Genomic DNA, 24,767 nt, shown 5'->3' on the forward strand with positions numbered 1-24,767 from the left:
CCGGCCAATGCGGCGCTCCTTCATTCTCTTCGTCCCAACTTGGGACTTGTACATTCACCCTCGAACCCGAGGCCGCTTACGGAAAACGGCGAACCGAGCTGCTGCCACTGCTCAATTCGCCGCTCTCATCCCGTTTCCGGGCACCCGATTTTCGGGCCTGTCCAGCTGCGCGCGCCACCTGGGGGGATGTCTGCTCGCTCGCGCGCCGGATCTCTTTTGTATCGATGAATGCGGGCGCCTGTATGAAGCCTGACTTGTTTTTTTGATTATGTTCGCGGTTCTTGATGTGCCGCTCATTCCCGTTTCATCTGATGCACTTAAGATGCCACGGGAATTCATGGTAATCAATGGTTTTCTTTGGGCCCAGAAATCAAAACAGTGAATCCTCTAGAGATGCGAGATTGAACAAAGAAAGAACATCACAAATCAATCACCATAAATTGATATTAGTGTAAAATCACTACTACATATAGACAGCAGATTCCCAAAAGAGTTTTAGGAAAAATATAGTCAGACCATCATATCCCAACAGGCTATGTTGCCATTTTCACAAAAAACAGATCATTTCCCACCAATTCCCACAAAAGTACCATGCCCCAGCATAAGCACCGGCATGCAGCGCAGACATTATGATTTGCACCCACAAAAATGGCGCGCAAAGCAAATGCCCCACGCGCCATAAAGGTTTCAATTCGTCGAAGTGTTGCTTTAAGCGATGCCGCCTTGCACCAAGCGATCCGCAAGACGCATATAGGGTTCCCCCAAGGCTTCATCAGTCACAACAATAGGAACACCGCTGTCGCCCGCCAAACGGGTCGGCAAAGCCAAAGGCAAAGCCCCCAAGAACGGCGCGCCGATTTTTTCGGCTTCATCAGAGACGCCACCATGGCCAAAGATATGCGCCTCATGCCCGCACTCAGGGCAAACATATGTAGACATATTTTCTACAAGTCCCAGCACAGGCACACCAAGCTTTTCAAACATGGAAATCCCGCGCCGCGCATCAAGCAAAGCCACGTCTTGCGGCGTCGATACCACTATCGCGCCCGTGAGCTCGGTTTTTTGACACAGCGTCAATTGCACATCCCCAGTGCCGGGCGGCATGTCGATCAACAAAACATCCAACTCGCCCCATTGCACTTGACCCAGCATCTGCTGCATCGCGCCCATCAACATCGGACCACGCCAGACAATCGCCTCGCCCTCCTCCACCATCAACCCGATAGACATCATCGTGACGCCATGCGCATAGAGCGGCTCGATTGTTTCGCCATCAGGGCTGGCCGGTTTTTTGGACACGCCCATCATCCGCGGTTGTGATGGTCCATATATATCCGCATCCAGCAACCCGACCTTGCGGCCCAGCTTGGCCAAAGCCACAGCCAAATTGGACGATACCGTTGACTTACCAACACCACCCTTGCCCGACGCAATCGCGATGATGCTTTTCACCCCCGGAACCGCCATCTTGCCTTTTTGCGGTGTTGGATGACGACCGATCTTGAGATTGGGTGCCGCCGCACCACTGGCGGGAGCCGACGGCGCAGAAGGCGTGCCGCTGTGCGCAGTCATGACGACAGAGACTGACTGCACGCCTGCAAGTGCCTTGAGCGCGACTTCTGCATCAGAACGCGCCGAATCCCAAGCCCGCGCGGCGGCGGCATCTGGCGCCTCAATCACAAAGCTCACCGCCCCATCCTTAACGGTGAGCGCCTTGACCACATCGCCTTGAGCTAGCGTCGTGCCGTTTGGCAAAGCAATTCCAGCCAGCACTGTCATAATTGTGTCACGACTTATCGACATATAAATGCCCCCTCTGTCTAATTCCTCTTTGAAATAGGGCCAAATCCCCCCTGACACCACCTGTCAGCTCAGCTTTTTGACAAGAAGTTTTCATAGCGCCTCAAAAGTCCCCTAAAGCGCTTAAAAATAGGTCAGCACTTGCTATGCATTTTCTGCATGGCGGCAATGACCATTGGGTGGATTGTGCATCCGCAGCAATGCTCTAAATTCAGTATCAAGCAAGGCAGACAGCGACACAGCAATGAGCGCCAAACGCCAAGATACACACAAGGGCAAACGCCCACGCACTTAAGGTTTACAAACGATGGCATACGCAAACGCATCACACACAGCTGACTTCGGTCTTGCAGGTCGTTTCAACGCAATCAAAAACTCTCTTGTTGAACGCGCAGCTCGTTACCGCGTTTACCGCGAAACACAGGCAGAACTCGAAAATCTGTCCAATCGCGAACTCAGCGACCTAGGCCTCAGCCGCGCTGGCATCAAAGCCATCGCACTTGAAGCAGCCTACGGCAACTAATTCTTATATCGGGCCCCTCCTCCTCCCTTGGGTCCTGATTACGACGGCAGCGTCTTCCTCCTCCCTGACGCTGTCGACATTTTTGGAATTCACGGCTTCCTCCTCCTCCCTGAAGCCATGAAGACCTCGCGGTGAAGTTTCCTCCTCCCTACTTCATCGCACTTATTCGGGCTTAACGCCCACACGGTCTTGGGTCCTTCCTCCTCCTCCCTGAGGGACTTAAAGCAAGGCGGTGATGTCTTCCTCCTCCCTGACATCACCGCATAAAAATTCGGGCTCAACGCCCACACCTTCTTTGGTCTCTTTTCCTCCTCCCTAAGAGACCTAAGGCAAGGTTGCTTCATCTTCCTCCTCCCTGATGGTGCAGCCTTAAGTCTAGAACCTGATCCTCCCATCATGGTTCGACAAAAAAAGACACCCGCGCCCCTCCTCCCTGGCGCGGGTGTTTTTCGTTTTATGGGACATATTTCATGTTGATGCTGCGAAAGATCGCCAATTGCGATGCTCTACCGAAGCCAGGCTTCATCGCGCATTTATTTACAAAACATCTTGATGCTCGAGATCTTTCAAATCTTTAAGATAAGGGACGCCAAACGCGCCAGTGCAGTTTATTTGCCAACCGCATTTCGGCGCCCCTGAAAAGACGTTCAAAATTACTTCGCGCCGACACAATCAACTTCGACGCTGGCACCAACGGCAAGACCGTTCGCACCAAAAGCCGCCCGCGCAGGGAATCGGCCAGATTCGAAATAGCCAGCATAGATTTCGTTAAACGTGCCCCATTCAGAAATATCCGCCAACATGACGGTACATTTCACCAGATTAGCCATCGTGTAGCCATGCGCCTCAAGTGAGGTCGCGATATTATCCATCACTTGCTTGCTTTGTCCCGCAATACCGCCCTCAGCGAGGGTCAGCGTGCCTGGCAAGTTGCCAATCTGACCTGAAAGATAAAGCGTATCACCAACAATGACCATTTCTGAGAAAGGCAATGTGGTCGGCACAACAGCGCCCGAATTCAAAAAGGTAACATCTTCAGCCTGCGCCAGAGTTGCACAGCAGCCAAGCGCCGCTGCCAAAAACAGAGATTTCATCGTCACTTATCCTTGCGTGATTGTTCATCCATAAGGCAAGTGTCATTCGCTCATATGAATTTTGCAAAGACATTTTGAGACTACACGCAAAACTGCACAGCATTTAGCCACGCACGAATCGAAGGCGCAAACATCCAGCAGACCGTGAACCCAACACCCACAAAGGCTGGTACAGCTCAAAGCTTTGTAACACGCCCCCGACCTAGAGGGTTAAAATGGCGCATCATCCGCTTGGGCGGCAGGTTTCACATATTGCGCCTTTAGGGTCTTGGAACCTGCATGGTCAAATTCAACCGTCAGATTCGCCCCATCCGATTGCATCACTTCGCCGTAGCCAAATTTGACGTGGAACACGCGCTCGCCCACGGTAAACACAGGCGCGGCTTGCATATCAAGCGTGATCGGCTTGGCTGATGGCGCACGATTTTGACGGTTTTGCAACCGCTTCCAGCCCGGTGAATTATACACATCAGCGTCAGAGACTCGGTCATCAAAGGATGCAGCGCCTGCGCGAGAGGTGCCAAAGCCACTGCCCACGGCCTGCGGCGTCATCACATCGACATGTTCATGCGGCATCTCGTCAATAAACCGCGAAGGCAATTGCGATTGCCATTGCCCAAACACAGGACGATTGCTGGCAAAAGAGATCGTGCACAGCTCTTCGGCGCGGGTGATTCCCACATAGGCCAAGCGCCGCTCTTCTTCCAACCCGCTCAACCCGCTTTCATCCATCGACCGCTGTGACGGGAACAAGCCCTCTTCCCAACCGGGTAAGAACACCACGGGAAACTCAAGGCCCTTTGCGCCATGCAGGGTCATGATGGTGACTTTGGGGTCGAATTCGTTGGAATCATTATCAACGCTCAGCGCCACGTTTTCCAAGAATCCGTTCAGGTTGTCATGCTCATCCAAGCCTTTGACCAGCTCTTTGAGGTTTTCCAAACGCCCCGGTGCCTCGGGGGTTTTGTCGTTTTGCCACATCGCGGTGTAGCCGCTTTCGTCCAAAATACGCTCGGCCAGTTCGACATGGCTGATCTCGGCGGGGACATAATCGACAGATTCGACCACCGCTTCGTCATCCTCAATCCCAGGGTAACGAATTTGCTGTTCGGCCAACGACGACCACGTGTCAAGCTGGGTGACCAATTCGGCGACAGCGCCCTTGGCTTTTCCCTTGAGCAGCCCCTCTTGAATGGCCAACCGCGCGCCTTCTTTGAGCGACACACCATTGGCACGCGCCATAGTTTGAATATCAAGCAAGGCTTTCGGGCCAACACCGCGCTTTGGGGTGTTGATGATGCGCTCGAACGCCAAATCGTCTTCAGGTTGGATCACCACGCGGAAATAGGCGATGGCGTCGCGACATTCCAAACGCTCATAGAATTTCGGCCCACCAATCACGCGATAGGCCAAGCCAATCTTGAGAAACCGATCCTCAAAAGCGCGCATTTGATGCGAGGCGCGCACAAGAATCGCCATGTCTTCCAGTGAAAACTGACGCAGTTTGGCGCGCGATCCAGAGGCCATGGCCTCGATCTCTTCACCGATCCAGCGCGCTTCATCCTCGTAATCCCAATGGCCAATGAGGCGCACCAATTCGCCCTCAGGTTCTGCCGTCCACAGATCTTTGCCCAAACGATTTGTATTGCCTGCAATTACGCCAGACGCGGCGGCCAGAATATGCGGCGTTGAGCGGTAGTTTTGCTCCAGACGCACAACCTTGGCACCGGGAAAGTCTTTTTCAAAGCGCAGGATATTGCCCACTTCAGCCCCGCGCCAGCCATAGATCGACTGATCATCATCGCCCACACAGCAGACATTTTTATGCGCCGCCCCAAGCAAACGCAGCCACAGATATTGCGCCACGTTGGTATCTTGGTACTCGTCCACCAGAATGTATTTATACCAGCGCTGATATTGCTCCAGAAGATCGGGATGCTTTTGAAAAATCGTCACCATGTGCAACAACAAATCGCCAAAATCACAGGCGTTGAGCGCGCGCAGGCGGTCTTGGTATTGGCGATAGAGTTCTTTCAGCGTTACGATTCTTCGCCCAATCGCCCCACTTTCGGGATTGCGGCGCTTAAATTCATAGGCTTGATGCTCCGTCCCCATTTCATCCTGAGAATAAAGACGATCGGACCAAAGCTCATCTTCTTCGCGCCCAATTACCTTGGCTGGGCTTAGAGCTTGGTTTTTCCAAGCATCTATCCGCCCCATCAAAACACGCGGAGGATGCCGCTTGTCATCAATGCCTTCAGCTTTCATGATCTGTTTGAACAATCGAAGCACATCGTCAGTGTCGAGAATCGTAAAGTTGGATTTCAACCCCACAAGTTCCGCATGACGGCGCAATTGTTTGACACAGACAGAGTGAAAGGTGCCCAGCCACGGCATGCCCGCCACGGAGGTGCCCATCAAAGATCCCACGCGCTCTTTCATCTCGCGCGCGGCTTTGTTGGTAAAGGTCACTGCCAAAATCTCATTGGGGCGCGCCCGTCCGGTGTTGAGCAAATGCGCAATCCGACAGGTCAGGGCCTTGGTTTTTCCTGTGCCAGCGCCCGCCAACATCAAAACGGGACCATCCAAGGTCTCAACCGCTTCGCGTTGCGCGGGGTTCAACCCATCCAAATAGGGCATTGGCCGCGCGGCCATGGCCCGTTGCGTCAAAGAGCCCCCAGCAGGGGCAACGGCGGCCTCGAAGGCGTCTTCTTCATCAAATCTGCTCATGAGCCAGACGTTAATGCAGACGCGCGCCAAGGAAAAGAGTGTTCTGCAATTGTTCGCAGATCAATTCAACAAAAGGAGTCTTCGGCACAGCCATTATGGCGCGTTTTATCCCATCAAGCGCACTAAGGCGCTTGCACCACGCGCTCGATGGACCTGACATAGCGTTGAAACAGGCTAGAAAAGGTCTCGATCTCAGCCTCGGTCCAGCCCTCAAAAGCCTGCACCATCAAAGACCATTTCGACCGCATGAATTCATTCAAAAAACCGTAGCCTTTGGTCGTCACGATCAAAACGGCCTTACGCGCATCATCTTGCGCGACGCCGCGCTCGACATAACCGCGAGATACAATATCTGCAACAATGCGCGAGGCCCGCGACGGATCCACTTGCATCATCTCGGCCACCAAGCCCACTGTCGGCAACATCGGTTCAGGCCGCCCGATACCACCTTGGATGCGCGCCACAGAAATCAGCCCTTGCAACAAAGCGGGCTCTAACGTGTCACTCAAATCCTTTAGAACCTTGCCGCGAAATTCTTCGCGTTCCCACATCCTGCGCCATTGAAAGTTTGCGACATCAAACTGCAATAGTGCTTCTGTCACCTCTTCTGAGAACCCTTTCTCTTTGAGAAATTCGGGAATTCCATTTTGAATGCGGGGATCACTTTTGAACCCAGAGGCTTTGGACTGCGTCGATGCGTAAGGGGGCGTTTTTTGAGACATGTTTTGTGGGTGCCATAATTATATACGACCGTCAAGTGTGTGCGATTGTCATATATGTGACATTGACACACATATTTTCACCCCCTAAACCAACACCAAGGACAAAAGTCCAAGATACCGTCGAGGAACGCACATGCCACACGCCCAATCTCCCGCGCCGCACGCCCCAAGCACAGAATCTCAATCTGTCGGATTGGTGATCGCCTCTGTCGCTGTTTTATTGCTATTGGCTGCACTCGATCAAACCATCGTGTCCACCGCCCTGCCCACGATTGTCGCAGACCTTGGCGGGCTTGAGCATCTGTCTTGGGTGGTCACCTCTTATATCTTGGCCTCGACTGTGGTCGCACCACTCTACGGCAAATTCGGCGATCTATTCGGACGCCGCAATATGGTGTTCATTTCCGTCACCCTGTTCTTGATCGGGTCTATTCTGTGCGGTTTGGCCGGATCAATGATATTTCTGATCTTGGCGCGTGCCGTCCAAGGGCTTGGCGGTGGCGGCTTGTTCGTCTTGGCGTTGTCTATCATCGGTGACGTGCTGCCACCCAAAGATCGCGGCAAAATCCAAGGCGTATTCGCGGGCGTGTTTGGTATATCCTCAGTGGTCGGCCCGCTGTTGGGCGGTTGGTTTGTGGATGCGCTGAGCTGGCACTGGATTTTCTTTATTAACCTTCCCATTGGCGCGCTGGCTTTGGTCGGATTCATGATCGGTTTCAAACCGACAGGAAAACGCAAGTCAGCCTCCATCGACTTTTCTGGCGTCGTGACATTGACTATTGCCTTGTCCGCTTTGGTGCTGGTGACCGCTTTGGGCGGCAGAGATATCGCATGGGACAGCGCCGCCGCACTGGGTTTAATTGCCCTGTGCATCGCGTCGACGGCAGCATTCATCATGGCAGAAAAGCGCGCTGCCGAACCGATTTTGCCAATGGGCCTGTTTCGGATGAATGTTTTTGTGGTGTGTTCACTTTTGGCCCTGTTCACGGGCGCTATGATGCTTGGATCCATCACCTTTTTACCACTATTTTTGCAAATGGCCAAAGGCGTGAGCCCCACGACATCTGGTTTACAACTTATCCCGCTGACGATCGGGGTCTTATCTGGCTCCACAATCGCGGGTCGTTATATGGGCAGAACCGGACGCTACCGTAGATTGCCTATCATCGGCACGTTTTTGGCAACATTTGGTGCGCTGGGACTGACGCAAATTTCGAGCGACATGAGCGGCCTGTTCTTTTCGGCCATGCTGATCCTTATGGGTGCGGGCCTTGGGATGAATTTTCCCGTGATCAGCACGGCTGTGCAAAACACTGTGCCACGCACCCATCTTGGTACGGCCACAGCAGCGGGTGTTTTGTTTCGGCAAATCGGTGGATCAGTGGCCGTGGCATTGTTTGGCGCGATCTTTGCCTCAGGCGTTGCGAGATCATTAGGTGGTGTCGAAATCGAGGGCATGACATCGGTCGCGGAACTGGGCCCACAAATGCTGGCAGTCTTGCCAGCGGCCGTTCAAGATCAGATCGCGCAGTCCGTGACCAGCGCCATTCAGCCCGTATATTGGATCGTGGCAGGATTTTCTTTCACGGCATTCATTATTTCACTGTTCCTCAAAGAGGAGCAACTCCACGGGGCAGGAAATCGTTAAAACAAGGGTTTACTCACGTAATATCGATGTTTTAGGCTATTTTCCCAGGTCTCGAACTTCCTGACCTTTCGTTTTGTTTGCGCAACCATTACAAGACTGCGACCAAAAAACGCAATTTGTGTTTGCTGCATCGCAGAAAAAAACATAGCGTACCGACGTCATCACTATCTTAGGGGAAAATAGACTATGACCGACTTCAAAAAAATTCTCATCGCGAACCGCGGCGAAATCGCGATCCGCGTGATGCGCGCTGCAAACGAGATGGGGAAACGAACGGTCGCTATTTATGCCGAAGAAGACAAACTGTCCCTACACCGTTTCAAAGCGGACGAAGCCTATAAAATTGGCGAAGGCATGGGACCAGTTGCGGCCTATCTGTCTATTGAGGAAATTATCCGTGTCGCCAAATTGTCTGGCGCCGATGCGATCCACCCTGGCTATGGGCTTTTGTCCGAAAATCCTGAATTTGTAGATGCCTGCACCGAGGCTGGCATCACCTTTATCGGCCCCAAAGCCAAAACAATGCGCCAATTGGGCGACAAAGCCTCTGCGCGCCGCGTCGCGGTTGAAGCAGGCGTGCCCGTTATTCCTGCCACCGAAGTCTTGGGCGACGATTTCGACGCGATCCGCGCCGAGGCCAAAGAGGTCGGTTTTCCATTGATGCTCAAAGCGTCATGGGGCGGCGGCGGACGCGGCATGCGCCCTGTGTTCAACGAAGAAGAGCTTGAAGAAAAAGTCAAAGAGGGCCGCCGCGAGGCCGAAGCGGCCTTTGGCAACGGCGAGGGCTACCTCGAGAAAATGATCGTGCGCGCGCGTCACGTTGAGGTGCAAATCCTGGGCGACAGCCACGGCAATATCTATCACCTCTATGAACGCGATTGTTCGGTACAACGCCGCAACCAAAAAGTGGTTGAACGCGCCCCTGCCCCGTATCTGTCTGAAACCCAGCGCGAAGAAATCTGTGCTTTGGGTAAGAAAATCTGTGAACACGTCAATTATGAATGCGCGGGCACCGTCGAATTCTTAATGGATATGGACAGCGGCAAGTTTTACTTCATCGAAGTGAATCCACGCGTGCAAGTTGAGCACACCATCACCGAAGAAGTCACCGGCATCGACATCGTGCGCGCACAAATCTTGATCGCTGAAGGCAAATCCTTGACTGATGCGACAGGGGTTGCCAGCCAGTATGACGTCAAACTCGATGGTCACGCGATCCAATGCCGCGTCACCACCGAAGACCCGTCCAACAACTTTATCCCTGATTATGGCCGCATCACGTCCTACCGCACAGCCACAGGCATGGGCATCCGCCTTGATGGCGGCACGGCCTATTCTGGCGCAGTGATCACGCGCTATTACGACAGTTTGCTGACCAAAGTGACCGCATGGGCGCGCACCCCCGAGGCTGCGATTGCCCGTATGGACCGTGCTTTGCGTGAATTCCGTATTCGCGGCGTGTCCACCAACATCGCCTTTGTGGAAAACTTGCTCAAACACCCAACCTTTGTGTCAAACGAATATTCCACCAAATTCATCGACAACACGCCCGAGCTGTTTGATTTCAAGCCACGTCGCGACCGTGCGACGAAGATCTTGACATACCTCGCGGATATTTCTGTCAACGGACACCCCGAAACATTGGGTCGCCCCAAACCTGCTGCGGATGCGCGCACGCCGGTCGCGCCCAAGCCGCGCACGCAAGAGATCCAAGCTGGCACCCGTCAACTGCTGGAAGACAAAGGCCCGCAAGCTGTGGCCGATTGGATGCTCGCGCAAAAGCAACTGCTGATCACCGATACCACCATGCGCGACGGCCACCAGTCTTTGTTGGCCACACGGATGCGTTCGATCGATATGATCAATGCGGCCCCAGCTTATGCAGCCAACCTGCCGCAGCTGTTTTCGGTTGAATGTTGGGGCGGCGCGACCTTCGATGTGGCCTACCGTTTCTTGCAAGAATGCCCATGGCAACGCCTGCGTGACATTCGGGAACGCATGCCAAACATCATGACCCAAATGTTGCTGCGCGCCTCTAACGGCGTGGGTTACACCAACTACCCTGACAACGTTGTGCAATCTTTCGTCAAACAGGCGGCAGACACAGGCGTTGATGTGTTCCGCGTATTTGACTCGCTGAACTGGGTTGAAAACATGCGCGTGGCCATGGACGCGGTGATTGACAGCGGCAAGGTCTGTGAAGGTACGATTTGCTACACAGGCGATCTGTTGGACCCGACACGCCCCAAATATGATCTCAAATACTACGTCCAAATGGGCAAGGATTTGAAAGCAGCAGGCGCGCATGTTCTGGGTCTCAAAGACATGGCGGGTCTGCTGAAACCAGCGCAAGCCACAATGTTGGTCAAAGCCTTGAAGGAAGAGGTCGGCCTGCCGATCCACTTCCACACCCATGACACATCCGGCATTGCGGCGGCGACCATCTTGGCCGCAGCGGATGCCGGCGTTGATGCGGTTGACGTGGCGATGGATGCCTTCTCCGGCGGCACATCGCAGCCATGTTTGGGTTCAATCGTTGAGGCCACGCGTTTCTCTGATCGCAACACTGGATTGGACATCAGTGCGATCCGCGAGATGTCGATCTACTGGGAATCGGTGCGCCACCAATACGCAGCATTTGAAAGCGGCCTAGAAGCACCAGCCTCCGAAGTCTACTTGCACGAAATGCCCGGCGGCCAATTCACCAACCTCAAAGCCCAAGCCCGCTCGCTTGGACTTGAGGAACGCTGGCATGAGGTGGCGCAAGCCTATGCTGACGTGAACATGATGTTCGGCGATATCGTCAAAGTGACGCCCTCGTCCAAAGTGGTCGGCGATATGGCCTTGATGATGGTGTCTCAAGGCATCACCCGCACCCAAGTCGAAGACCCATCTGTCGAGGTTTCTTTCCCAGATTCTGTCATCGATATGATGCGCGGCAATTTGGGCCAGCCGCCGGCTGGTTTCCCCAAAACCATCCTCGCCAAAGTTCTGGGCGACGAGCAACCCAATTTGGAACGCCCCGGCAAGCACCTGAAACCTGTCGATATCGAAGCGACACGTGTAGAGGCCTCTGAAGCCCTGGGGGTTGAACTGGATGACGAGGATCTCAACGGCTACCTGATGTACCCGAAAGTGTTCTCAGACTACCGCGGACGTCACGAAACCTACGGCCCTGTGCGCACCTTACCGACGAAAAACTTCTTCTACGGTATGGTTCCAGGGGAACAGATTTCTGTATCCATCGACCCCGGTGTGACACTTGAAGTGCGCTGTTCTGCCTTGTCCGAAGCAGATGATTCTGGCGAAGTAAAAGTGTTCTTTGAACTCAACGGTCAACCGCGCACTGTACGGGTCAAAGACCGTTCAGCGGCAGCCACAGTCATCGCACGTCCAAAAGCCGAACAGGGCAACCCCGCCCATGTCGGCGCACCGATGCCGGGCGTTGTGGCGACTGTCGCTGTGGTGGCAGAGCAAGCCGTGCTTAAAGGCGATGTTCTGTTGACCATTGAGGCGATGAAAATGGAAACATCGATCACCGCAGACCAAGACGGCACAATCAAAGCGGTGCACATCACACCGGGCGCGCAGATTGACGCCAAAGACTTGCTGGTTGAATTCGCGTAAGCCAATCGATCAACTTTAATAAAAGGGCCATCGGTGCATCAGCGCTGGTGGCCTTTTTCATATGAGCTTACGATCACATCGTGTCACCAAAGCCCCCCAGAAAGGCAAACCACATGGCCCTCACCCATCTTTCTTTGCTCGCAATATTAGTACCTGATTACGATGTAGGCATCGATTTCTTCACGCAAAAACTGGGGTTCAATTTGCTGGAAGACACCGACATGGGCGGCGACAAGCGATGGGTTCGGGTTGCACCTAAAGGCGCGCAGACAGAATTTTTGTTGGCCCGCGCTGTTGGCGATCAAACGCAGGCCATTGGTGCGCAGGGCGGCGGGCGTGTGTGGCTGTTTTTGCGCTCGGATGATTTTGAAGCGGACTATGCAGTGATGAAAGCCAAAGGTGTTCATTTTGAAGAATCCCCCCGCAACGAGCCCTACGGCATGGTGGCTGTTTTCCGCGATCCCTTTGGCAATCGATGGGATTTGTTGGGGCCTGCAAAAACTTAAACTGAGCCAATGCACGGCCTGCGTCGTATCCGATAGAATCAGACAAACAGAAAGGCCCACACATGCTGCCAATCACATCCATTTTCGCCTGCCTCGCCACAATGATGTATATCGTTTTGGCTTTTCGTATCATTGCGATCCGTAGAGCAAAGCGCATTTCACTTGGCGATGGGGCAGATCCCCGCCTTGAGACCCGCATACGCCAACACGGGAATTTTAACGAATATGTGCCTCTGACGTTGATCTTGATGGGGTTGGCCGAGCTGCAAGGCGCGCCGACCTTGTTGATGATTGCGCTCGGCTTGGCCTTACTCGCCAGCCGTATCGCCCATGTGGTGGGTCTTGAGCGGATGGCCGTGCCCATCGGATTGAAACTGCGCACTTTCGGCGTTCTGACATGTTTCGCCGTGCTGAGTGTCTTGGTGATCACCTTGCTCGCAATCGCCTTATTTTAAAGGCTCAGGACCGCGACGACTGAGGCTGCGCAAAAAAAATTAAACCCTAGCGCAATTTTACCCTTGCAGCCCCAATGCCCACGTCCTATATCCGCCCTCACCAACGAAGCGGGTGTAGCTCAGGGGTAGAGCATAACCTTGCCAAGGTTAGGGTCGAGCGTTCGAATCGCTTCACCCGCTCCAATGGTTCTCTCACACCCATGAGAGATTTGGGTTACCCACCCAAACGCTGAGAGCAGCGAAAAGCACAAACGATAGGGCCATTGTTCCGGTCCAAGGAAGCGGGTGTAGCTCAGGGGTAGAGCATAACCTTGCCAAGGTTAGGGTCGAGCGTTCGAATCGCTTCACCCGCTCCAAACAAACGAACAAAAATAGGGTCGCCTTTGGGCGGCCTTTTTTGTTTTTGAGATCAACATCATATCTGAATACAGACCGACAAACAGTGTTAAACGTGAAGCCCACGGCCATTTTTAGGGGCATCAGGGTCGGAACGGGTGCGCCCGCGATAGAGTGCTTCCAAAGCGGCCAAACGAGACTCGCCTTCCGATCTGTCCTGTTCAATGGCTTCAACCTGCTGTGGAGACACGCCTTTGGTGAGTTCTTCACAGATCGCGACCAAATCACTGACAGGGGTTTCTGTTCCCAAAACACAGCGTAGGCTGGCGAGACGCGCGAACATGTCCCCCTGTATCGTCGGCGCGCGCGCTGAAACCAAGACTGACACAATATGAGGCTGATGAAATTGCGCCAAAAGCGCCGTCGAAAGACAACTGTGCCCATCCACTAGGAAATCAAACAACAGCAGATCGAAACGATCTTCACGCAATTGTTGTTCTGCACTGTCGATACTGCGCGCACGACGGACATGATGCCCCCGCGCCCCGAAAGCGACTTGCCAACGGGTCGTGGTTTCAATCTCACCATGCATAATGAGCAGTCTCAAGGGCGCTCTCCAGTTACAATCCTTCAATTATAGTTAACCAAAAGTTGCTTAACTTAGTCTTAATATCAGAGCGGTCCTACGAACTTAGGGCAAACGCCTCGCGCGATGTCAGATGCAGCGGCTTCCCCACGGCCAATGGGGTCGAATGCCCCAGCCCCTCTCTTCGAGGCGCTTTTGCTACCTTTGACGCAACGCGTGCAGCATAAGCCCAGCAACAGCGCTTGGCCTATCGCCATTTGCGGCCTATAAACGCCTCAAATCACAAAGTGAGACCCCCAATGCGCACAGCGACCATTACCCGCGATACAGCCGAGACAAAAATCAGCGTCGAGATCAATCTCGATGGCACTGGCACCTATGACAATCAAACCGGCGTTGGTTTTTTCGACCACATGCTGGATCAATTGTCGCGCCACTCTTTGATCGACATGACCATTCGCGCGGATGGCGACACCCATATCGATGATCACCACACCGTCGAAGACGTGGGCATCGCGATTGGGCAGGCTTTGACAAAAGCTGTCGGCGATAAAAAGGGCATGAACCGTTACGGGCATTTTGCTTTGGCGATGGATGACACCCAAGTGGCCACAGCGCTGGATCTGTCTGCGCGGCCCTTTTTGGTGTGGAATGTTGACTTTCCGACCGCCAAAATCGGTACGTTTGACACGGAACTCGTGCGTGAGTTTTTCCAAGCCTTGTCCACCCACGGCGGCATTTCCCTGCACATCGACAAAGTGCACGGCATCAACAGCCACCACATTGCAGAAGCCGCGTTCAAATCTGTAGCAAAAGCTTTGCGCATGGCTGTGGAATTTGACCCGCGGATGGCGAATTCTTTGCCGTCAACAAAAGGCATGCTGTAACCCAGCGCCCTGAGTTCGCAAGAGCAGCCCCGCCTGCCCTTGCCCCTTTTCCCTATATTGACTTGAGACTTACATGCTCACAGCACTTGTAGACTACGACAGCGGCAATCTTCATTCTGCGCAAAAAGCGTTCGAGCGCATGGCGCGCGAAACGGATGCAGGCGAGGTTGTCGTCACCTCTGATCCTGATGTGGTGGCACGTGCTGATCGCATCGTTTTGCCAGGCGATGGGGCATTTCCAGCCTGCAAAGCGCATTTGTTTGATCACACAGGTCTATTCGAGGCAATAGAGCTGCAGGTCAACCAAAACGCGGTGCCGTTCATGGGCATTTGCATCGGCATGCAGATGATGGCCACCACAGGCCATGAATACAGCCAGACTTCAGGCTTTGATTGGGTCGGCGGCGATGTGGTGCATATCGACCCTGCGGATAAGGCGCTCAAAGTGCCGCACATGGGCTGGAATGATCTGATCATCGACAACCCTCACCCTGTTTTGGATGGTATCACCACAGGCGAACACGCCTATTTCGTCCATTCCTACCATGTGCGCGTGGCCAATCCTGCGCACCGCTTGGCGCATGTGGATTACGCAGGCGATATCACGGCCATCATCGGGCGCGACAATATGATCGGCTGTCAGTTTCACCCCGAGAAAAGCCAAGCCGCCGGCCTGCGCATCATCGCCAATTTTTTGGCATGGAAGCCGTAAACCCTATGCAAGAGGTGCTGGATCACATCACCGCAACGATTGGGCAAAACCCAGATCGCGGCACAACAGCCCAATACATTCCCGATTTGGCCAATGTAGACCCGAATCAATTTGGCATCGCCGTGTGTTTGGCAGATGGGCGTGAATTTCACGCGGGCGATGCCTTGACGCCCTTTTCAAGCCAATCGGTTTCCAAAGTCTTTGCCGTGGCTTTAGCCTTGGGTAAGGTGGGCGACAGTCTTTGGTCTCGCGTGGGCCGCGAACCCTCTGGTTTGGCCTTTGATAGCATCATGTTGCTTGAACGCGAAAATGGCCGTCCACGCAATCCGTTCATCAATGCGGGCGCGATTGTCACCACCGACACCTATCTTCAAGGGTCCACCCCGAAAGAAGCCTTAGGCGGGTTGTTGCGCTTCGTGCGCGATGCAGCCGAAGACGGCGACATTCACATCAATGATGCGGTGGCACGCGGAGAAATGGAAACGGCAGATCGCAATTTCGCGCTGGCCCATTACATGAAATCTCATGGCAATCTCAGTCATGACCCGCAACTGACCATGGGCACCTATTGCCATCAATGCGCTATCGATATGTCTTGCCTACAACTGGCCCGTGCAGGGCGTTTTTTGTTGGGGGGCGTTAACGGGCTTGGCCCGCGCCTTGTGTCCAAAACCCGTGCGCGGCGCATTCTCGCGCTGATGATGACCTGCGGACACTATGACGGCTCTGGCGATTTTGCCTTTCGTGTGGGCCTGCCGGGTAAATCCGGCGTGGGCGGCGGTATTTTGGTCATAGCACCCGGCAAGGCCTCTATCGCGGTCTGGTCACCGGGTCTGAACAGCTATGGCAATTCAAAACTGGGCACAGAAGCGATGGAAGCCTTGGCCAAAGCGCAAGATTGGTCTGTATTCAACTAGCGCTAAACACAGCCCGCGCCGATCATTTCACCCGCGCCCATGTTTGTTTTTTACAAATCGGCCCGACACAGCCCGACACGTTGAGTCTATCCCCACTCAAAGCCATTTTGGATTTGAAGGTCTTGCCTGTCGAAGGCTGATAGATCTGCCCACCTTTATAGGCACCGCCACTCGCCGCACTCATATCCCAGACCAATTTCAAGCCGATATTGGGCGATTTATATTCACCGGTATCGTTGAAGGTGCGTGCGATATGGCCGCAAATTTTATCCCCACAAGGCGCCATTTTGACATAGGCAAAAGCCCCGTCATCCACCTGCGTTTGCCACAGCCCCTCCACAGGGTCAGCTGCCATCGCAGGGGCCGTCCACGACCCAAGCCCCAACACCAAGGCCGCAATAAAACCAAAACTACGCATTTTCTCAATCCTCCCTTTGATCCCTACGATCCTGTGGCCCGTGCCCTTTTGAGGCAAGTCTGACGTTGGGGAAAATCGCAACACAGCACATCTTTGCAATTCTTGTGCATTCATGCCAAAGGACATCAACAGATTTATGAAAGGGCCTCTGCCATGATCCTCTACCCCGCAATTGACCTCAAAGACGGCAATGCCGTGCGCCTGTACAAAGGTGAAATGGATCAAGCGACAGTGTTCAACGACAACCCAGCCGCCCAAGCGCTTGAGTTCGTCAATGCAGGCTGTGAATGGCTGCATTTGGTCGATCTCAATGGTGCCTTTGCGGGCGAGCCTGTGAACGCAGCCCCTGTCGAGGAAATTCTCAAACAGTGCAAAGTGCCCGCACAGCTTGGTGGCGGCATTCGCGATATGGCGACGATTGAACGGTGGTTGTCCAAAGGCTTGCAACGTGTGATTTTGGGAACTGTCGCTGTGGAAAACCCCGATCTTGTGCGCGAAGCCGCCCGCGCGTTTCCCGGACATGTGGCCGTGGGCATCGATGCACGCAATGGCATGGTCGCGACCAAAGGCTGGGCCAACGAGACAAATGTCAACGTCACCGATCTGGCAAAATCATTCGAAGACGCAGGCGTCGCGGCGATCATTTACACCGACATCAATCGCGATGGCGCGATGCAAGGCCCGAATGTTGAGGCCACTGCAGCACTTGGCAATGCGGTGTCCATTCCTGTGATTGCCTCTGGCGGCGTGTCGTCTTTGGACGATCTGCGCGCGCTGAAATCCTGTGGCGCGCCGCTCAACGGTGCCATTTCAGGTCGTGCACTTTATGACGGCGCAATTGATCTGGGCGAGGCCCTAAACGTGCTGCGCGGATAACCTCCGCAAAGCACCTGTTTTATAGGGTTTTGTCGCGCCCCATGCGGCGGCTGTATTATTTAACGGCCGCTGCAGTCAATTTACCCAAAGCGCCCTGCATCATCGCCACGTAAGGCGCATCCGCTGGAATGTTCAAATCAGCAAGCGTGTCTTTTGGGTCTTCATAGGTCAAGAAAACGTCACCTGCAGCGTTTTCATAGGCCAAGACTTTGAGCGGTAAGTACAAGCCCGCAAGCTGATCAGCCTGCATCGCCGGCGTGCCAAGGTTTGGATTGCCGAAAATCAACACTTGCGTGTCGCGCAGCTCTGCGTCGATGCTCGCAGCCCCCGCCGCGTGATCGATGCGCGCAAAGACAGTGGCACCTGCATTGCCCAAAACCACTTCCAAAGCGTCCAAAGTCTCGGATACTGTCTTGTGGCTTGGCACTGAAATCAAATCAGCAGCAGCGGCAGGCAGTGCAGCAGCAAGTGACAAGGCTGTAGCCACTGTGGCGGTCAAAATTCGCGTTTTCATTTCGGTTCTCCTGAATACAATTAATATGGCCACTTCAATGGGATAGCTGATATCTTGACCAATCACTTTTTAGTCATGGTGCGGATCTTTGCTGTCGCAAATGCTCTTGATCTCTTGCGTGGCAACACGCCTCATTGAACGCAGCGCACCTGTATGATTGTCTGCGCAACATCAGGACCGAAAGCATATCAGATGACAAAGATCACCACACCGTCGCACCCCAAGCACGCTAAAATTTGGGACTCCTTTATGAACGGGGACTTCATCGACAATTATTCTGTTGCCTCGCCTATGCCCCCTAAAGATGCCGCCGAGATCGGGCTATCAATGCCGAGATGGGCCATGGCTTTGATGGCGTTGCGCAATGCCATCGTAAGACCTTTGGGATTGAAATCCGATGATATTGATGAGGGACAAGACACGCTGTTTCCCATAACCTATGAAGACGCAGATCAACTGATCCTTGGCGTTGACGACAGCCATCTTAACTTTCGCATCTCATTTGTCCGCCATGATGATCGCATCCACATGGCCACATGGGTGCATCGTAACAACACACTGGGGCGCGCCTATTTGGCGGTGATCATGCCCTTTCACGTGCTGATTGTGCGCGATTGTATGAAACGCATTGCGCGCCACAAAGGCACCGCGCCAATTGCATCATAGGCGCGAGCCAAGTAAAGACAGGGCAACACCGCTTACATTCGGATTTGCCCCATGCTTAAAACCCGCATCATCCCCTGCCTTGACGTCGCCGAAGGCCGTACGGTCAAAGGCGTCAATTTCGTTGATTTGATCGATGCGGGCGATCCTGTGGAACAGGCCATCGCCTATAACGCTGCGGGCGCGGATGAGCTGTGTTTCCTCGATATCAAAGCCACCCATGAAAATCGCGGGACAATGTTTGATCTGGCGACCCGCACGGCGGAACAATGCTTTATGCCGCTCACAATAGGCGGCGGTGTGCGCAAGCCTGACGATGTACGCGATTTACTGCTGGCTGGGGCCGACAAAGTCTCTTTCAACTCTGCCGCTGTGGCCGACCCTGATGTGATTGCGCGCTCTGCTGATCGCTTTGGATCGCAGTGTATTGTCTGTGCGATTGATGCGAAAACCATTGGTACGGACGCGCATGGCGTGCCGAACAAATGGGGCATTTTCACCCATGGCGGGCGCAAAGCCGCCCTTGATACAGACGGCAATCCCATTGATGCGGTTGAGTTCGCCAAATTGATCGCTGCCAAGGGTGCGGGCGAAATCCTGCTGACCTCTATGGATCGTGACGGCACGCGTGCGGGATTCAACCTGAAAATGACCCGCGCCATCGCCGATGCGGTGAATGTGCCGGTGATTGCCTCTGGCGGTGTTGGCAATTTAGATCACTTGGTCGAAGGGGTCGTTGAGGGCCATGCGTCGGCGGTTTTGGCGGCGAGCATTTTCCACTTTGGCGATCACACCATTCAGGAGGCCAAGGAATACATGGCCTCTAAAGGCATTCCGATGCGGCTTAACTAGGGAATAATCTGATGACACATGCCATTGAACGCCTTGCGGCCACCATCGAAGACCGAAAATCTGCGGCTGCCGACAGCTCTTGGACGGCAAAATTGCTGGCCAAAGGCGCTGACAAATGCGCCGAGAAGTTTGGCGAGGAAAGTATTGAGGCGATCATCGCCTGCGCCAAGAATGACCGCGAGAATTTGACATATGAGGCCGCAGACGTGATTTATCACCTCGGTGTCATGCTGGCCGCGCGCGACATCACCTTGGGCGAGGTCATGGACGAACTGGATCGCCGCGCTGGCGTGTCTGGCATCGCGGAAAAAGCCGCCCGCAACCTCTAATCCCACGGAATGAGATCAGCCACATGCCCTTAAACTTTGTCGCCAAACCTAACGATTTCGACATGTACAAAGGCGGCAAAGAGATCATGCGAGCGCGCAGCTCTTGGCTCTATCGTTTGCGATACATATGGTTTCCGCTCTTCGCCCTTGGCCCGCCCGCTGTGTTATATATTTGGCCAAACAGCTTGCCGATGTGGATGATCAGAATCTCACCTATTTTGGCGATGATGAGCCTGATGTTGTTCATGTGGGTGCTGTTGCAAAAGCGGATTCAACTCAATCAGTCCATTCAAAACGCCAAGACCTTTGTGACGCCCACGGCCTATACGCTTGATGAAAAAGGCTTTACCCAAGAAAGCGCTGTTGAGCTGCACCGTGTGCGCTGGGACGCCTTTATGGATGCGCAGAACACATCACAGGGCATTGCGCTTTTGATTGCGGAGGCACATTTTGTGACCATCCCGAAGACCGCTTTCACGTCCAAAGAGGCGCAATTGGATACGTTGCAGACCATTCAAGGCTGGATCAAAGCGGCCAAAGCATCAGCTTGAGAGCGGCAAAAGGCCAAGACGAGGGATTTCAATCTTAGGACAGCGATCCATCACCACCTCAGCCCCTTGGGCACGTCCAAGCGCGGCGGCTTTGTCATTGACGATATCAAGCTGCATCCAGATCGTTTTTAAGCCCCGCAAATGTTCCAAAGCCTCTTCGACCACAGGCAAGACATGTTCAGAGCGCCTAAAGATATCAACCATATCAACAGGCTCGGAAATATCGCGCAGCGAGGCCACGCATGTCTGGCCAAAGAGTTCCTTGCCCGCCTGCCCCGGATTGACAGGAATCACCTTATACCCATGCGCCGCGAGAAAATTACCCACACGATTGGACGCGCGCTCAGGGCGCGGCGAGGCGCCGACCATCGCGATCACACGTGTTGACGTTAAAATACGTGCGATGTCGGGGTCACTCAGACGGTCTACATGGCTCATGATATAAAGATAGTGTGGGCTTTGAGAAAAAACACCCGCGATCCATATAAAAAAGCCCGAGCCAGGGGAAACGGCTCGGGCAGAGTGTGGAACGAGGGACATAGAAGCGACACGCGGGTTCCAGTGCGTGTCTGTGGATATACTTAGGTCTTATCGGGTCTTGTTAAAGAGCATGTAATACATTCGTGAACACAGTGTTAACGCCCGTGATCAACAGACTGTTTCTAAACATGTCCCTTATTGCTTGCTCAATTCAGGCCAATTGGTTTCGGCCAATGCGATGTTGGCATCCGTGTCTTCCAGCCAAATGGAACGCACTGTTTTGTTAAAGTTCAGATATAGCTTGCCGTTGTGAATGGTCCAAGCCTCAGGGTCGCCGTCAGCCAGACCACCTTTGGCCGCAGCATAAGCACAATAGCCGCCAAATTCAGGCGCATAGGCTGTTGGGTCGGCAACGAATTTGTCTTTGTTTTCAGCAGATGAGAAATGCCAGACCTCGCCAGCCCATTCAGCGGCATGGGCTGCATCACCTTGCACATAAGCGTTTTCAGTAAAATAGGCCACGGGATCAGCCCCTCGAATGGCCACGCCGTTTTTGGTGTAGATTTTCATCGAGGCAGTATCAGCAGCAAAACTGGCAAGGGGCACCAAGACGGCACCCGCAACGGGGACAATGGCAAGAGCGAGCAACGAGCGACGTGTGATCATAGCGATTTCCTTTTGTGTACGTGACAAAAGGATGAGGCTTGAGGGGACCAATGAGAAGCCCCCCCAACGCAAGCGTGACTGCGCGTTATCCGTTGTTATAACGCGCGGCTCTTTTAACGTTTGGACGCAGAATACAGCGCAACAGCGGCCGCATTTGATACATTGAGCGAGCCAAAGTCGCGTTTGTAGGGAATTTTCACCAATAGATCACAGGTCTCTTTGGTTTTTTGACGAAGCCCCGGCCCTTCGGCCCCCATCACAAGCGCGACAGGGCGACCAGACAAGTCCGCCAAAGCATCATCCAACTCGACCTCAGCCGTGCCATCCAAGCCCAAACAAACGAAACCCATATTTTGCAATTCGGTCATCGTGTCGGCCAGATTGCGCACCCGCAAATACGGCTGGCGTTCTAGCGCACCGGATGCGGTTTTCGCCAAAGCACCTGTTTCTGGCGTGGCGTGACGCGCGGTGGCAATCACGGCTTCGGCGCCGAACACTTCGGCAGAGCGCAAAATCGCGCCCACATTGTGTGGATCGGTCACTTGATCAAGCAAAACAACCGTCGGCACGCCCTCGCCTGCCCCCAGACAAATTTCGGAGACAGAGCCCCAAGCCAAAGGCTTGACTTCCAAAGCCGCCCCTTGGTGCACGGATTGCGCATCGATGGGCACGTCAAATTTGCGCGGCTCAACGATTTCTGGATCCATGCCCGATTTGTCGATGTCTTCGGCCAATCTGTCATAAGCATTTTTGGTCACGACCAGCTTAAGCTTTTCGCGATCAGGGTTGCGCAACGCATCGCGCACCGCGTGCAATCCAAAGAGCCAAACCGTGGCTGCGGCAGCTTTGCGTTTGTGTTGCTCTTTTTCGACGACCCATTGGGGTTTTTTCATGACCAGATATCCCGTTTTTGCCTGCGTCCCTTCCTTGCCTTGCGGTTTGTTGAGATACAAGCAATTTTCCTGTTGACGCCCCCCCACTGCACTTGTATCCACCCCGCACACAACGATGCTAACGCATCCGAGTGGGCGACGGGCTGCAAGGTGCGGCAGCGGATTGTAACTCCGCCGGGGAGACCCACGCCTGGTTCGATTCCAGGGTCGCCCACCATTTATCCCCCTCTAAACATATAAGATCGTTTCGGGATACTGGTGGCCTGTTTGTTAGGCATAGCAAATTGTGCAGCGCCGCAAATTCAATGGCCGAAATCAGTCGATCTGAACAGCCGCACGCGTATATGTTGCCTCTTCGACGGTTTCATCCGCAAAGGTTACCCGCACATCGATGGCCTCAATCGTCTGCGGCGGGAATGACACCAAGATCGCGTCCAACCCTTCGACCTTCAACGCATTGGGTTGCGCCTGATCTAAATAGCAAGGCTCGGCTACAAATTTGACCATATCGCCGCCGTTAACCGCATATTCAATCTTGGCGACGCCACAGCGCCACGCCAAAAGGTTGGTGAAATACAAAAGATCACGCCCTTCATACAATCGGACCGCAATCCAATTGGCTTTGGTCGCTTGCAATATAGGTTTCACTTCAGCTGCAGTGGTGAAATTCGCCCCAAAAGCGGGCGAAATTATCCCAAGCGCCAATACGATAGGCATAAAACGTCTCATGGAAAAATCCTTTTACATAAGGTGGCATTTGTCGCCTTTCGAATGGGGACAAATCAGCCTATACTAAAAGCAAATGTGGCCCTGATCCGAGAGATGATACACACGTTATGACAGGTACCTCCCAAAAGCCAAATTCATTCAACATTGTTGTGATCGGTCAAAATGGGCGCCTCATGTATGAAGCTCTTTTGTTTGCCGCCTCATTGCGCCAAAACGATCCTGATTTCAAAGGACGACTGTTTATCGCAGAACCGCAGCCTGGGCCCAATTGGAACGGCGATCCGCGGATTCGCCAGACAGATCTACTCTCTGCTCTCGCGCGTCTTGGTGCTGAAATTTTACCATTTGAGACTGTGCATTTTGGCCAGTCATACCCTTACGGCAATAAAATTGAAGCGCTCAAAGCCCTGCCCGAAGGTGAACCCTTTGTGTTTTTTGACACAGACACGTTGATCACAGGCCCTGTGTCCAGCGTACCGTTTGATTTTGATCGCCCCTGTGCCTCACTCAAAGCCGAAGGCACATGGCCAGAGATCGAACTTTACGGTCCAGGATATGGCGAAATTTGGAAATCTCTCTACGACAAATTCGGATTGGAATTTGAATCGACTCTCGATCTGACCCAGCCAGACGAGTATTGGAAACGCTACATGTATTTCAACGCGGGCTTTTTCTTTTACAAATGCCCGAAACTCTTTGGCGAACGCTTTACCCAATATGCAACGGAAATCTTAGCCGATCCGCCCGCTGAGGCCATGCTGCAAAGCTTTGACCCTTGGCTTGACCAAGTCGCCTTGCCGCTGGTGATCCATTCTTTTGGCGGCGCACGCAGCACCTTGCCCGAGAACACACTTGATGGTGCGATATCTTGTCATTACCGCACCTTCCCGCTGCTCTTCGCGCGCGAAAGTGACGACGTGGTCACCAAACTGCGTCATGCCTGTGAGCCCAATTGGATCAAGAAAGTGCTCAAAGAATACGAGCCCATCAAGCGCATCGTTTTTCAAAACAAAGGGGACAGAATCCGCGATATGTTTGACCGCGATAATCTTCCCCGCCGTGAAAAGATGATCCGCAATCGTATCAAAAAAGCAAATATGTGGATGCGTTAGGTTAAATTGGCCTGCGGCGTTTGTGGTGCCGCATATCCGCGACAAACCGCCAAGTGAAAAAGATCGGTTTTTCTTTGCATGCGCGCGGCCTTAGGGTAGCGTTGTCAAGCACAGTCACGGGCCGCAATCTACGCGGCATAA

26 protein-coding genes and 3 tRNA genes are annotated in these 24,767 nt (G+C 53.6%); 17 read left to right on the plus strand and 12 right to left on the minus strand.

The features are described 5' to 3' along the window. Nucleotides 1-708: 708 nt before the first annotated feature. Nucleotides 709-1,803: an Mrp/NBP35 family ATP-binding protein gene (locus tag KO497_RS08085; RefSeq protein ID WP_215943459.1), complete on the minus strand. Its 1,095-nt coding sequence runs from the start codon at nt 1,801-1,803 to the stop codon at nt 709-711. Nucleotides 1,804-2,107: 304 nt separating this feature from the next. On the opposite strand from KO497_RS08085, the gene KO497_RS08090 reads away from it, so the two are divergent. Beyond that, entirely contained in the window at nt 2,108-2,323 is a 216-nt protein-coding gene (locus KO497_RS08090; protein WP_215943460.1) for a DUF1127 domain-containing protein, read from the plus strand. Between the two features lie 89 nt (nt 2,324-2,412). Here KO497_RS08090 and KO497_RS08095 read toward each other — a convergent pair whose 3' ends face one another. The 4 genes from KO497_RS08095 to KO497_RS08110 form a co-directional block, all read right to left on the minus strand. Next, entirely contained in the window at nt 2,413-2,667 is a 255-nt protein-coding gene (locus KO497_RS08095) for a hypothetical protein (protein ID WP_215943461.1), read from the minus strand. Nucleotides 2,668-2,976: 309 nt separating this feature from the next. Continuing rightward, a complete protein-coding gene (locus tag KO497_RS08100) occupies nt 2,977-3,417 on the minus strand; it encodes a RidA family protein (RefSeq protein WP_215943462.1) in 441 nt (146 codons plus the stop codon). A gap of 210 nt (nt 3,418-3,627) precedes the next feature. Then, nucleotides 3,628-6,147, minus strand: coding sequence for an ATP-dependent helicase (locus KO497_RS08105; RefSeq protein ID WP_215943463.1), 2,520 nt, complete (start codon nt 6,145-6,147; stop codon nt 3,628-3,630). 122 nt (nt 6,148-6,269) lie between these two features. Beyond that, nucleotides 6,270-6,869 carry a MarR family winged helix-turn-helix transcriptional regulator gene (locus KO497_RS08110; protein WP_215943464.1) on the minus strand — a complete coding sequence of 200 codons (600 nt, stop codon included), beginning with the start codon at nt 6,867-6,869 and terminating at the stop codon, nt 6,270-6,272. Between the two features lie 133 nt (nt 6,870-7,002). On the opposite strand from KO497_RS08110, the gene KO497_RS08115 reads away from it, so the two are divergent. The 6 genes from KO497_RS08115 to KO497_RS08140 all read left to right on the plus strand — a co-directional run bounded on the left by KO497_RS08115 (nt 7,003) and on the right by KO497_RS08140 (nt 13,461). Next, nucleotides 7,003-8,517: an MDR family MFS transporter gene (locus KO497_RS08115; RefSeq protein WP_215943465.1), complete on the plus strand. Its 1,515-nt coding sequence runs from the start codon at nt 7,003-7,005 to the stop codon at nt 8,515-8,517. Nucleotides 8,518-8,703: 186 nt separating this feature from the next. Continuing rightward, on the plus strand, nt 8,704-12,144 hold the full coding sequence (locus tag KO497_RS08120; RefSeq protein ID WP_215943466.1) for a pyruvate carboxylase: 3,441 nt from the start codon (nt 8,704-8,706) through the stop codon (nt 12,142-12,144). 113 nt (nt 12,145-12,257) lie between these two features. Then, on the plus strand, nt 12,258-12,650 hold the full coding sequence (locus KO497_RS08125; RefSeq protein ID WP_215943467.1) for a VOC family protein: 393 nt from the start codon (nt 12,258-12,260) through the stop codon (nt 12,648-12,650). A 62-nt stretch (nt 12,651-12,712) separates the two neighbouring features. Next, nucleotides 12,713-13,105: an MAPEG family protein gene (locus tag KO497_RS08130; protein WP_215943468.1), complete on the plus strand. Its 393-nt coding sequence runs from the start codon at nt 12,713-12,715 to the stop codon at nt 13,103-13,105. A 108-nt stretch (nt 13,106-13,213) separates the two neighbouring features. Further along, a tRNA-Gly gene (locus tag KO497_RS08135) sits at nt 13,214-13,288 on the plus strand. Nucleotides 13,289-13,386: 98 nt separating this feature from the next. Next, nucleotides 13,387-13,461 (plus strand) — tRNA-Gly (locus KO497_RS08140). 89 nt (nt 13,462-13,550) lie between these two features. Here the strand turns inward: KO497_RS08140 and KO497_RS08145 are convergent. Continuing rightward, nucleotides 13,551-14,048, minus strand: a complete 498-nt coding sequence (locus KO497_RS08145; protein WP_215943469.1) for a hypothetical protein — start codon at nt 14,046-14,048, stop codon at nt 13,551-13,553. Nucleotides 14,049-14,326: 278 nt separating this feature from the next. Here KO497_RS08145 and hisB point away from each other — a divergent pair, with 278 nt between their 5' ends. From hisB to KO497_RS08160, 3 genes are all read left to right on the plus strand, one after another. After that, nucleotides 14,327-14,914: an imidazoleglycerol-phosphate dehydratase HisB gene (gene hisB / locus KO497_RS08150; protein ID WP_215943470.1), complete on the plus strand. Its 588-nt coding sequence runs from the start codon at nt 14,327-14,329 to the stop codon at nt 14,912-14,914. Between the two features lie 73 nt (nt 14,915-14,987). Then, entirely contained in the window at nt 14,988-15,626 is a 639-nt protein-coding gene (gene hisH / locus KO497_RS08155) for an imidazole glycerol phosphate synthase subunit HisH (RefSeq protein WP_215943471.1), read from the plus strand. Continuing rightward, nucleotides 15,614-16,543, plus strand: coding sequence for a glutaminase (locus KO497_RS08160; protein WP_215943472.1), 930 nt, complete (start codon nt 15,614-15,616; stop codon nt 16,541-16,543). Before hisH ends, KO497_RS08160 begins: the two co-directional genes overlap by 13 nt. A gap of 22 nt (nt 16,544-16,565) precedes the next feature. Here KO497_RS08160 and KO497_RS08165 read toward each other — a convergent pair whose 3' ends face one another. After that, the gene (locus tag KO497_RS08165) at nt 16,566-16,961 is read right to left on the minus strand and encodes a DUF2147 domain-containing protein (protein ID WP_215943473.1); all 396 of its coding nucleotides are present in this window, start codon (nt 16,959-16,961) and stop codon (nt 16,566-16,568) included. A 153-nt stretch (nt 16,962-17,114) separates the two neighbouring features. On the opposite strand from KO497_RS08165, the gene hisA reads away from it, so the two are divergent. Beyond that, entirely contained in the window at nt 17,115-17,837 is a 723-nt protein-coding gene (hisA, locus tag KO497_RS08170; RefSeq protein ID WP_215943474.1) for a 1-(5-phosphoribosyl)-5-[(5-phosphoribosylamino)methylideneamino]imidazole-4-carboxamide isomerase, read from the plus strand. A gap of 55 nt (nt 17,838-17,892) precedes the next feature. Here hisA and KO497_RS08175 read toward each other — a convergent pair whose 3' ends face one another. Then, nucleotides 17,893-18,351, minus strand: a complete 459-nt coding sequence (locus KO497_RS08175) for a DUF302 domain-containing protein (protein ID WP_215943475.1) — start codon at nt 18,349-18,351, stop codon at nt 17,893-17,895. A gap of 192 nt (nt 18,352-18,543) precedes the next feature. Here KO497_RS08175 and KO497_RS08180 point away from each other — a divergent pair, with 192 nt between their 5' ends. From KO497_RS08180 to KO497_RS08195, 4 genes are read left to right on the plus strand one after another with little or no spacing between them, the layout of a single operon-like run. Continuing rightward, entirely contained in the window at nt 18,544-19,017 is a 474-nt protein-coding gene (locus KO497_RS08180; protein ID WP_215943476.1) for a DUF2867 domain-containing protein, read from the plus strand. Between the two features lie 51 nt (nt 19,018-19,068). Next, nucleotides 19,069-19,866, plus strand: a complete 798-nt coding sequence (gene hisF / locus KO497_RS08185) for an imidazole glycerol phosphate synthase subunit HisF (RefSeq protein WP_215943477.1) — start codon at nt 19,069-19,071, stop codon at nt 19,864-19,866. A gap of 11 nt (nt 19,867-19,877) precedes the next feature. Continuing rightward, a complete protein-coding gene (locus KO497_RS08190; protein ID WP_215943478.1) occupies nt 19,878-20,195 on the plus strand; it encodes a phosphoribosyl-ATP diphosphatase in 318 nt (105 codons plus the stop codon). Nucleotides 20,196-20,218: 23 nt separating this feature from the next. Next, the gene (locus KO497_RS08195) at nt 20,219-20,746 is read left to right on the plus strand and encodes a YcxB family protein (protein WP_215943479.1); all 528 of its coding nucleotides are present in this window, start codon (nt 20,219-20,221) and stop codon (nt 20,744-20,746) included. Here KO497_RS08195 and KO497_RS08200 read toward each other — a convergent pair. The 3 genes from KO497_RS08200 to rlmB all read right to left on the minus strand — a co-directional run bounded on the left by KO497_RS08200 (nt 20,738) and on the right by rlmB (nt 22,785). Beyond that, nucleotides 20,738-21,184 carry a CoA-binding protein gene (locus KO497_RS08200; RefSeq protein WP_215943480.1) on the minus strand — a complete coding sequence of 149 codons (447 nt, stop codon included), beginning with the start codon at nt 21,182-21,184 and terminating at the stop codon, nt 20,738-20,740. The two genes, KO497_RS08195 and KO497_RS08200, sit on opposite strands and share 9 nt — an antisense overlap. A gap of 237 nt (nt 21,185-21,421) precedes the next feature. After that, nucleotides 21,422-21,892 (minus strand): YHS domain-containing (seleno)protein, encoded by a 471-nt coding sequence (locus KO497_RS08205; protein WP_215943481.1) that lies wholly within the window; start codon nt 21,890-21,892, stop codon nt 21,422-21,424. Nucleotides 21,893-22,005: 113 nt separating this feature from the next. Beyond that, complete coding sequence (gene rlmB / locus KO497_RS08210; protein ID WP_215943482.1) at nt 22,006-22,785, minus strand: 23S rRNA (guanosine(2251)-2'-O)-methyltransferase RlmB; 780 nt, start codon at nt 22,783-22,785, stop codon at nt 22,006-22,008. Between the two features lie 133 nt (nt 22,786-22,918). On the opposite strand from rlmB, the gene KO497_RS08215 reads away from it, so the two are divergent. After that, a tRNA-Tyr gene (locus tag KO497_RS08215) sits at nt 22,919-23,002 on the plus strand. Between the two features lie 98 nt (nt 23,003-23,100). On the opposite strand, the gene KO497_RS08220 is transcribed toward KO497_RS08215, so the two are convergent. Continuing rightward, a complete protein-coding gene (locus KO497_RS08220) occupies nt 23,101-23,514 on the minus strand; it encodes a hypothetical protein (RefSeq protein ID WP_215943483.1) in 414 nt (137 codons plus the stop codon). A 107-nt stretch (nt 23,515-23,621) separates the two neighbouring features. Here KO497_RS08220 and KO497_RS08225 point away from each other — a divergent pair, with 107 nt between their 5' ends. Then, nucleotides 23,622-24,626, plus strand: a complete 1,005-nt coding sequence (locus KO497_RS08225; protein ID WP_215943484.1) for a hypothetical protein — start codon at nt 23,622-23,624, stop codon at nt 24,624-24,626. The last annotated feature ends 141 nt before the right edge of the window (nt 24,627-24,767 follow it).

The sequence above is a fragment of the Pacificibacter marinus genome (assembly GCF_018860665.1).
GTDB classification, from domain to species: domain Bacteria; phylum Pseudomonadota; class Alphaproteobacteria; order Rhodobacterales; family Rhodobacteraceae; genus Celeribacter; species Celeribacter marinus_A.

Excerpts from the sequence above, each read along its gene's own strand:
- KO497_RS08160 (WP_215943472.1), top strand. The coding sequence starts at position 15,614 with ATGGAAGCCGTAAACCCTATGCAAGAGGTGCTGGATCACATCACCGCA.
- KO497_RS08195 (WP_215943479.1), top strand. The coding sequence starts at position 20,219 with ATGCCCTTAAACTTTGTCGCCAAACCTAACGATTTCGACATGTACAAA.
- KO497_RS08110 (WP_215943464.1), bottom strand. The coding sequence starts at position 6,869 with ATGTCTCAAAAAACGCCCCCTTACGCATCGACGCAGTCCAAAGCCTCT.
- KO497_RS08220 (WP_215943483.1), bottom strand. The coding sequence starts at position 23,514 with ATGAGACGTTTTATGCCTATCGTATTGGCGCTTGGGATAATTTCGCCC.
- KO497_RS08225 (WP_215943484.1), top strand. The coding sequence starts at position 23,622 with ATGACAGGTACCTCCCAAAAGCCAAATTCATTCAACATTGTTGTGATC.
- KO497_RS08180 (WP_215943476.1), top strand. The coding sequence starts at position 18,544 with ATGACAAAGATCACCACACCGTCGCACCCCAAGCACGCTAAAATTTGG.
- KO497_RS08175 (WP_215943475.1), bottom strand. The coding sequence starts at position 18,351 with ATGAAAACGCGAATTTTGACCGCCACAGTGGCTACAGCCTTGTCACTT.
- hisA (WP_215943474.1), top strand. The coding sequence starts at position 17,115 with ATGATCCTCTACCCCGCAATTGACCTCAAAGACGGCAATGCCGTGCGC.
- KO497_RS08090 (WP_215943460.1), top strand. The coding sequence starts at position 2,108 with ATGGCATACGCAAACGCATCACACACAGCTGACTTCGGTCTTGCAGGT.
- KO497_RS08190 (WP_215943478.1), top strand. The coding sequence starts at position 19,878 with ATGACACATGCCATTGAACGCCTTGCGGCCACCATCGAAGACCGAAAA.
- KO497_RS08105 (WP_215943463.1), bottom strand. The coding sequence starts at position 6,147 with ATGAGCAGATTTGATGAAGAAGACGCCTTCGAGGCCGCCGTTGCCCCT.
- KO497_RS08130 (WP_215943468.1), top strand. The coding sequence starts at position 12,713 with ATGCTGCCAATCACATCCATTTTCGCCTGCCTCGCCACAATGATGTAT.
- KO497_RS08200 (WP_215943480.1), bottom strand. The coding sequence starts at position 21,184 with ATGAGCCATGTAGACCGTCTGAGTGACCCCGACATCGCACGTATTTTA.
- hisH (WP_215943471.1), top strand. The coding sequence starts at position 14,988 with ATGCTCACAGCACTTGTAGACTACGACAGCGGCAATCTTCATTCTGCG.
- KO497_RS08205 (WP_215943481.1), bottom strand. The coding sequence starts at position 21,892 with ATGATCACACGTCGCTCGTTGCTCGCTCTTGCCATTGTCCCCGTTGCG.
- KO497_RS08115 (WP_215943465.1), top strand. The coding sequence starts at position 7,003 with ATGCCACACGCCCAATCTCCCGCGCCGCACGCCCCAAGCACAGAATCT.
- hisB (WP_215943470.1), top strand. The coding sequence starts at position 14,327 with ATGCGCACAGCGACCATTACCCGCGATACAGCCGAGACAAAAATCAGC.
- KO497_RS08120 (WP_215943466.1), top strand. The coding sequence starts at position 8,704 with ATGACCGACTTCAAAAAAATTCTCATCGCGAACCGCGGCGAAATCGCG.
- KO497_RS08100 (WP_215943462.1), bottom strand. The coding sequence starts at position 3,417 with ATGAAATCTCTGTTTTTGGCAGCGGCGCTTGGCTGCTGTGCAACTCTG.
- rlmB (WP_215943482.1), bottom strand. The coding sequence starts at position 22,785 with ATGAAAAAACCCCAATGGGTCGTCGAAAAAGAGCAACACAAACGCAAA.
- KO497_RS08085 (WP_215943459.1), bottom strand. The coding sequence starts at position 1,803 with ATGTCGATAAGTCGTGACACAATTATGACAGTGCTGGCTGGAATTGCT.
- KO497_RS08165 (WP_215943473.1), bottom strand. The coding sequence starts at position 16,961 with ATGCGTAGTTTTGGTTTTATTGCGGCCTTGGTGTTGGGGCTTGGGTCG.
- hisF (WP_215943477.1), top strand. The coding sequence starts at position 19,069 with ATGCTTAAAACCCGCATCATCCCCTGCCTTGACGTCGCCGAAGGCCGT.
- KO497_RS08095 (WP_215943461.1), bottom strand. The coding sequence starts at position 2,667 with ATGAAGCAACCTTGCCTTAGGTCTCTTAGGGAGGAGGAAAAGAGACCA.
- KO497_RS08125 (WP_215943467.1), top strand. The coding sequence starts at position 12,258 with ATGGCCCTCACCCATCTTTCTTTGCTCGCAATATTAGTACCTGATTAC.